Here is a 7,508-nt window from a genome sequence, read left to right as displayed (position 1 = left end):
GAGTATGAGGGAATTTCCTTGTAATACCTTTATTTCCAATACATGAAAGAGCATCTTTATAATTTAATGAAGAATATTTCACTTTGATAAGAACTTCTCCTTCTGGAAGCTCCTCTATATCTCTTGTAACTATTTTTTTTATAAATTTTCCATCCTCTTCAAATATCCTAACTGCTCTAAAATTTTCCATATTAATCCTCCTGATTATCTGAATTGTCTTCTAAAAAATCTCATTCCTCTTCTACAAATGGCTCTTTTCACTCTGCTTTTAAAAAGGTTATTTTCTATATTGTTTCAATTAATGAACTAGAATCGAAGTCATTGCACAACCTTGCACACTCTATAAAATCTAATATTCAGCCTAAAATGGTATATAATTTTTTCGTGGACCTTTCTTTATTAATTCTTTTTCTACTGCATTTATTATTAATCTTGAGATTTTAAAATATTTATTTTTTGGAACATTAAACCTTTCTCTTAAACTTGTATTATCCATATATTTTCCTTGATCATGTTTATAACAACAATGAAAATAGGTTATGTAATATCTGAGTAAGAACTTGATAAAACCATAATAAATATACTAGAAATAGAAATTCTCTTTCTAGGTTTATTCTACACCCTTATAAAAACTTTATTGAATATTCAAACTTATTGCTTTTCGTCTTTATCTTTTCAACTAAATTAAATTCAACTAAATCATTTAAATCTTTTCGTCCTGTCTCTTGAGATACTTTATTAATTTTATTGATATATGTGTTTACATCTATTGATTTTGAATACCTTAACATGAAATTTATAGCTTTTTCTTGTCTTTTATTTAAACCTAACCCTCTAGTTTTTATTTGATCTAATATAATATCTTTTTGGTACTGACGTAAAAAATCACCAGTAACTTTTTTTATACTCTCCATTATTATTTTGCTATATACTAATATAAAGTACGTAGCATCACTTTCAGAGTCTTCGGAATCTTTAATTGATTTATAGTAACTACCTCTACTATCTGCTATCATGCTAGATATAGAAAAATATTTGAAAAATGTATAATCATTTTGAAGAAGATACATATAAGTTAATGCTCTTGCTGTTCTACCATTACCATCATGAAATGGATGAATATATACAAAATAATAATGGAATATTAAAGCTTTTAAAATTGGATGAATATTCTCATCTTCATGGTATAAAAATTTTATTAATCCATCCATCATAGATTGAATATTTTTTGCTAATGGTGGTGTGTAGATTACTTCATTTAATTGATTCAAAACTTCATTTTGGTCTATTCTATATTTTTCACTTTTTTCTTCTTCGTCCAACGTCCCTTTGGTTACTATTCTATAAATATCTAAGATAGTTTTTTCTGTTATAGGCTCGTTCTTATTTTCCATTACATATTTTAAAGCATAATAGTTATTTAAAACCATTTTTTCACTTTTATCTTTTGGTTCAATGTTTTCCTCTATCATCTTCTTAGTTTGTTTCTTAGTAGTATGAGCTCCTTCTATCACACTAGATTGATACGCTTCATCCAATAAAGCATCTTGCATAATTTCTTCTTTAATCTCAACTCTAGCATTTTCAAATAAATTTTTATTAGCAATATCATCAATTTTTACGATTAATTCTTTTAATTCTTCTGTTAAAACTACGAAAAGATCCCCCCCTTGTTGATCTAGTAGTGGTAATTCTATCCCCTTCTCCTTTCTATAATCTTGAACTTCTTTCCAGACTTCATCTATATTGAAATCTTTCTTTATCCTATAAAGAATATCTGTTTTATTTAAATATCGTGGTGAATTATAATTATTCATGTTACTGCTCCTCTTCTATTTGACCTATACTAATAGTATACTATATTTCTACTAGCTTTCTATTAATTATAAAGTGAATTATAACAAAAATTTAAAAATAGGTAAAGATAGTTTTTTTCTTTACTTTAAGTGTCTACTAAAAGAGTATAACACCAATAATACCAAGTAGCTTTGAAGTTTATTGAAATGACGCACCTAATAGGAGTTATTTAAACGTAATTCTATTCATTAAACCCCCGTTTTTATTGAGGTTTAATATCGATATTTTATGCGATTTTTTAAAGAAATTATTTTTTGTCCCCAAACTGTCCCCACAGAATCACTATTTTAGGGAGAATTTTTATTATATAATTAGACTTAATCGAAAGATCAGGACAACTAGAAAAAGTTAATATTTGGGGCACACGTTAGTGCCTGTATCCTCAAAAGTAATTTGATTACTTCTTTTAACTCTATAATTTATCTAATAATTAGAAATAAAATTCCAGCTCCAATTTCTAAAAAAGAAAGTATTTGTTGTAAAACTGTTAATGAAGACTTAAACTCTGCCATTCCTATAAAAATCAAAATACCACCTATTATTAAATATGCTTTATTCATACTTATCACCTCTTATAATTAAATTTCAAACTGCATAATCAGTTAATCAGTTTATTTTATAAAAAGTCTTTGAGAATATAACTTATCCCTAAGGTTAGAATGTTCTTTTTCTATTCCTATTATAAACGGTATTTTCACTTCAAATATAATTTTTTCTTATTTGCTCTTTATATAAATTTACCTAATTCAGATCCTAATAATGCAAAAATCATACCTAAAAAATTATTCAACAAAATATTTATAATAGCTTCTTTTATTTTTTTCTTTTCAAATAATTGAAATGTATGTAAAGCATAACTAGAAAAAGTAGTTAAGGCTCCAATAAATCCAATTATAAGAAAATGTTTTAAGTCTTCAGATACAATATGATGTTCAAAGATCCTGTATGCAAAACCTATTATAAATAGGCCGATAAGGTTGACTCCAAGTGTTCCAAAAGAAATTTCATGATTAATTTTATTAGAGATCCCTTTATCAATTGTATATCTAGAAATAGCTCCAATTCCTCCTCCAATAGCTACCAAAATAACATTTGAAATCATAAGTCCTCCCTTTCTTTATATTTATGATTAAAATATTTTTTAATAATAAAGTCAGTTAGTTCAAGTCCTAAATATGCAAATAAAATTCCAAATATATTATTAACTAATAAATTTAATCCTGCTAATAAATAAGATTTTTTTTCTAATAGAATTAAAGTCGTATAAGCATAACTAGAAAAAGTAGTTAGAGCACCTAAAAAACCTGTAATAATAAAGGGGTTAAATCTAACATGAACAACTTCATGATAAAATATTTTAAATGCTATTCCTATAAAAAAACAACCAATAAGATTGACCATTAAAGTTCCCAGTGGAAAAAACATAAGATGATTTTGAGTAATAGTATAATCAATAAAATATCTTAGTGGTGCTCCTACAGCCCCTCCTATTCCAATAAAAATAAATTTTAACATAAAACCTCCTAAATGCATTCAAATTTATTGATCACTGATCAATAAATTTGAAAATTAAAGATCTTAGAGGGGTTTAGTTTTGATTACCCCTACTGGTCTTAAAAATATTGATTTTTTTGAGATTTAAATTATCCTATATAAATAGGGATGTTGATCTTTTTTAACAACTTTAAGCCTGTACTTCCTACAAGATTCTCAATGAGAAAAGAATGCTTAAGATCTCCTATAATTAAAATATCAAATTCTTTACTTTTTTCACAAATTATATTTAAAGCCTTCCCTTCTAATTCTAAAGAAGTTAATGTTTTCTTCGCTACTTTCATATAGTTAAAAAATTCATTGTTGGTTCCATAATTTAGATTTACAGCAACAGAAGTAAATTTATTTAATTGATTAAACATATTTAAAAAATTAAATATAGATCTATTAACTTTTTCACTGTTATTATTCGCAATCATAATCTTTTCAATATTTAAAATAGTGTTTTTCGGAATTAATAGAACAGGTTTATAATGATGTTTTAGGAGACCTTTTTGAATACTAGAAATATATTTATTTATTTCTGATATTATTAGATCAAATCCTAACATTTTTTCTAGTATAATGTCGTTAGGAATACCATTTTCTATTAATAAATTATCTAGTGGAAAATAATTTTTAAAAATTATTTTAATATCTTCTGTTTCTTCATTTTCTAGTTTTTTCCATTCTCTAATAAAAAAATTAGCAGAATTACCTACTCCTATACCTTCTACTGCTTTAGATGAAGGATCATATTTCTTCATATCTTTAATATGTAAACCATATATTTCGGCTCCATATTTTTCTTTAAAATATTGCCCTGACCTTAATAAATTATCTATGTCTGACTCACTTTCAAGTAGAATTAAGACTCTATTTAACATAAGAACTCCTTTTTATATGTTTAAACTACATAATTAATAAAATTATAACTTTGCAATAGATTATAAAAAATAAAATTTTAAATATCTAAAGACTGAATAACAGCTACAGCTACAGCTACACTACATCCAACCATAGGGTTATTTCCCATACCAATAAGTCCCATCATCTCAACGTGAGCAGGTACTGAAGATGATCCAGCAAATTGAGCATCAGAATGCATTCTACCCATAGTATCTGTCATACCATATGAAGCAGGTCCTGCACCCATATTGTCTGGGTGAAGAGTTCTTCCAGTTCCACCACCAGAAGCTACTGAGAAGTATTTATGTCCAGCTTCAAGAGCCTCTTTTTTATAAGTTCCTGCTACTGGATGTTGAAATCTAGTTGGATTAGTAGAATTTCCAGTAATAGAAATTTCTACTTTTTCAAGATGCATGATAGCGACTCCTTCTCTTACGTCATCAGCACCATAACACCTTACGTCTCCTCTTTGACTCTTTGAGAATCTTTTTTCCCTTACTATTTCTAAATCACCAGTAAAATAATCAAATTTTGTTTGAACATATGTAAATCCATTTATTCTTGAAATTAAATATGCCGCATCTTTTCCAAGTCCATTTAAAATAACCTTAAGGGGTTTTTTTCTGATTTTATTGGCATTTAATGCTATTTTTATAGCTCCTTCTGCAGCAGCATAAGATTCATGACCTGCAAGAAATGCGAAACACTCATTTTCTTCTTCAAGTAACATTGCAGCTAGATTTCCATGACCTAGACCTACTTTTCTTTGAAAAGCTACTGATCCTGGGATACAAAATGCTTGGAGACCCTCTCCAATAAATGAAGCAGCTTCAGTGGCACTTTTAGATTTATTTTTAAGAGCAATAGCAGCTCCTAAAATATATGCCCACACAGCATTGTCAAAAGCTATATTTTGAGTAGTTTTTACAATCTCTTCTACATCAATGCCTGCATTCATACATATTTCTTTTGCTTCTTCTAAATTTTTTATTTTATTTTCAGCTAAGCTGATATTAATATTTCCCATTCTTCTATCTTGATTTTCAAATTTTACCATTCTAATCTGCCTCCTGCATTATTTATTTCTAGGATTTATAAATTCAACACCTTCAGAATATCTACCATAAGTTGATGTATTATCATTAAGAGCTTTTGTAGCATCTACGCCAGATGTAATTGCCTCCATCATTTTTCCTAAATGTACAAACTCATACCCAATAATTTCACGATTTTCATCTAGTGCTAATTTAGTAGTATAACCTTCAGTTGTTTCCAAATATCTAGGACCCTTCTCTACTGATCCATAAACAGTACCTATTGCAGATCTAAGACCTTTTCCTAAATCTTCTAACCCTGAACCTACAGGAAGTCCTCCTTCAGAGAATGCAGTCTGTGAACGACCATAAATTAATTGAGTAAAAATTTCTTTCATAGCTACATTTATAGCATCACAGACAAGATCGGTATTTAATGCTTCTAAAATAGTTTTTCCAGTAATGATTTCAGATGCCATGGCAGCTGAATGAGTCATTCCTGTACATCCGATAGTTTCAATAAGCGCTTCTTCTATGATTCCATCTTTAACATTTAATGTTAACTTACATGCTCCTTGATGAGGGGCACAGCCTCCAACACCATGGGATAAACCTGATATATCTTTTATTTCTTTTGCTTTTACCCAGCCACCTTCTACAGGTATTGGTGAAGAGCCATGATTACAACCTTTAGATACACTACACATGTTTTTTAGTTCCGAAGTATACTTCATATCATACACACATCCTTTTATAATTTTTTGTAATTATAGTTTTCTCTGTAAATAATGATATTCCTTTTAAATAAAAAAAATAGCTACTACAAAATAAACTAAAAATTAGTTCATTATGTAGAAGCTATTAGTCAAAGACGGTTTAAAACAGAAAAACTGCTTTAGGAGAGCTTCATCTCCGTATAATAACCATACCACCAAATTATATATTTGTCAATTCCGATATTAGCTTTGATAGCGTCAAGTTGTTGTAGGTTTTTTTTTGAACCCCTAATTTAATTGATTATTTTAGCCCATTCATAATGGTTTGTAATCCATTTACTTTCCCTATTGATAAAATTGGTATATTTCCTAGTGTTTCCATAGTTAAACACTAGATTCTTTTCACGTTTTTTACTGTTTTATATTTTTCTTTAGATTCTTTTCGATTTACACTTTTTAAAACTGTTACCATCTTGGTTCAAGTCATTCCATTTAAAATTGATATACTTAGCTTAGTTATGGCTTCCACCCCTTTTCTACTCCAACTAAACGGTCTTGAGCTCATTCTCTTTTGCTGCGAATTTAGAAATAATATTCTTAACAGTTTGTTTACAAACTGTATCAAAACCTATAGCCATTTCTCCTGATTTTTCATATGAGAGTATATTAGTAACTGATGTTTCGCGGTGATTAAACCCTTGCAAAACTTAGGTTATGTAAAAGTTTTAATAAAATTTAACTCGATATAAAGCTAAAAACTATGTATTTCATGGTTTTTAAGAGTAAAATTTGATTTGATTTTGACCATTAGTTTAAAGATCTATTGTCTTTGTTGAACTAGAAGAGCGCGAAACGTCAGTTACTATATATATATCCTAAGGAATTTGAAACATTCTTTACATTTTTATTTGCGAAACAACTTGTTTCGTAATTTCATTTTTGAATAACCAATATTTATACCACTTTCTCATTTGTTCTAAATTTTTAGACAATAAAATAATTGCGGACAAAATTTCAAGAAAATTGAAAACAAAGTAATAAAAAATACTAAATAAAAAGACAGTAAATTTATACTGTCTTTCTAAGCTTTATTTTATTGATATCTATTTTGAAAGTTACAAAAGAATTATTATGGAACATTAATTTTTATTTAATTGCTATTATATTTCAACTTAGCTCTTAGGTCTTTTTTTTAGAAGTGATTAATAAACATAAAAAATTGACTTTTTAATTTTTTTAATCTAAGCTTAAAAAAAGGTTGATAATAGGAGAAAGTTATGAAAAAAAAATTAAATGAATCAATGATTTTAGAAAATAATATGCAATGGGTTTATGGCGGTGAGTCTTGTCAAGCACACCACCACATATTTTCAAGGAAAACTTCATTTGCAGTAAAATAATTTAATACTTTTCGCGGTCTATTTCTAATTCTTTCTACAGTTCTTTCTAACTCATCATC

7 protein-coding genes, 1 pseudogene and 1 riboswitch are annotated in these 7,508 nt (G+C 27.7%); all 8 genes and pseudogenes read right to left on the bottom strand.

Annotated features, from left to right (window positions below):
• Nucleotides 1-190 (bottom strand): annotated as a pseudogene (locus V5784_RS01325) (oxidoreductase); the annotation flags it as partial.
• Nucleotides 191-623: 433 nt separating this feature from the next.
• On the bottom strand, nt 624-1,817 hold the full coding sequence (locus V5784_RS01320; RefSeq protein WP_336887246.1) for a Fic family protein: 1,194 nt from the start codon (nt 1,815-1,817) through the stop codon (nt 624-626).
• A gap of 459 nt (nt 1,818-2,276) precedes the next feature.
• Nucleotides 2,277-2,417 (bottom strand): hypothetical protein, encoded by a 141-nt coding sequence (locus V5784_RS01315; protein ID WP_336887245.1) that lies wholly within the window; start codon nt 2,415-2,417, stop codon nt 2,277-2,279.
• A gap of 167 nt (nt 2,418-2,584) precedes the next feature.
• Nucleotides 2,585-2,959 carry a fluoride efflux transporter CrcB gene (crcB, locus tag V5784_RS01310; RefSeq protein ID WP_336887244.1) on the bottom strand — a complete coding sequence of 125 codons (375 nt, stop codon included), beginning with the start codon at nt 2,957-2,959 and terminating at the stop codon, nt 2,585-2,587.
• Nucleotides 2,956-3,372: a fluoride efflux transporter CrcB gene (crcB, locus tag V5784_RS01305; protein WP_336887243.1), complete on the bottom strand. Its 417-nt coding sequence runs from the start codon at nt 3,370-3,372 to the stop codon at nt 2,956-2,958. Before crcB (V5784_RS01305) ends, crcB (V5784_RS01310) begins: the two co-directional genes overlap by 4 nt.
• A gap of 128 nt (nt 3,373-3,500) precedes the next feature.
• Nucleotides 3,501-4,277, bottom strand: a complete 777-nt coding sequence (locus V5784_RS01300) for a hypothetical protein (RefSeq protein ID WP_336887242.1) — start codon at nt 4,275-4,277, stop codon at nt 3,501-3,503.
• 77 nt (nt 4,278-4,354) lie between these two features.
• Nucleotides 4,355-5,356, bottom strand: coding sequence for a GGGtGRT protein (locus V5784_RS01295; RefSeq protein WP_336887241.1), 1,002 nt, complete (start codon nt 5,354-5,356; stop codon nt 4,355-4,357).
• 18 nt (nt 5,357-5,374) lie between these two features.
• Nucleotides 5,375-6,067 (bottom strand): iron-sulfur cluster assembly scaffold protein, encoded by a 693-nt coding sequence (locus tag V5784_RS01290; protein ID WP_336887240.1) that lies wholly within the window; start codon nt 6,065-6,067, stop codon nt 5,375-5,377.
• A 111-nt stretch (nt 6,068-6,178) separates the two neighbouring features.
• Nucleotides 6,179-6,256, bottom strand: a riboswitch (Fluoride riboswitch).
• Nucleotides 6,257-7,508: the final 1,252 nt, after the last annotated feature.

Source organism: Psychrilyobacter sp., assembly GCF_037132775.1.
Taxonomy (GTDB): Bacteria; Fusobacteriota; Fusobacteriia; order Fusobacteriales; family Fusobacteriaceae; genus Psychrilyobacter.
This window is presented reverse-complemented; position numbering and strand designations above follow the sequence as displayed.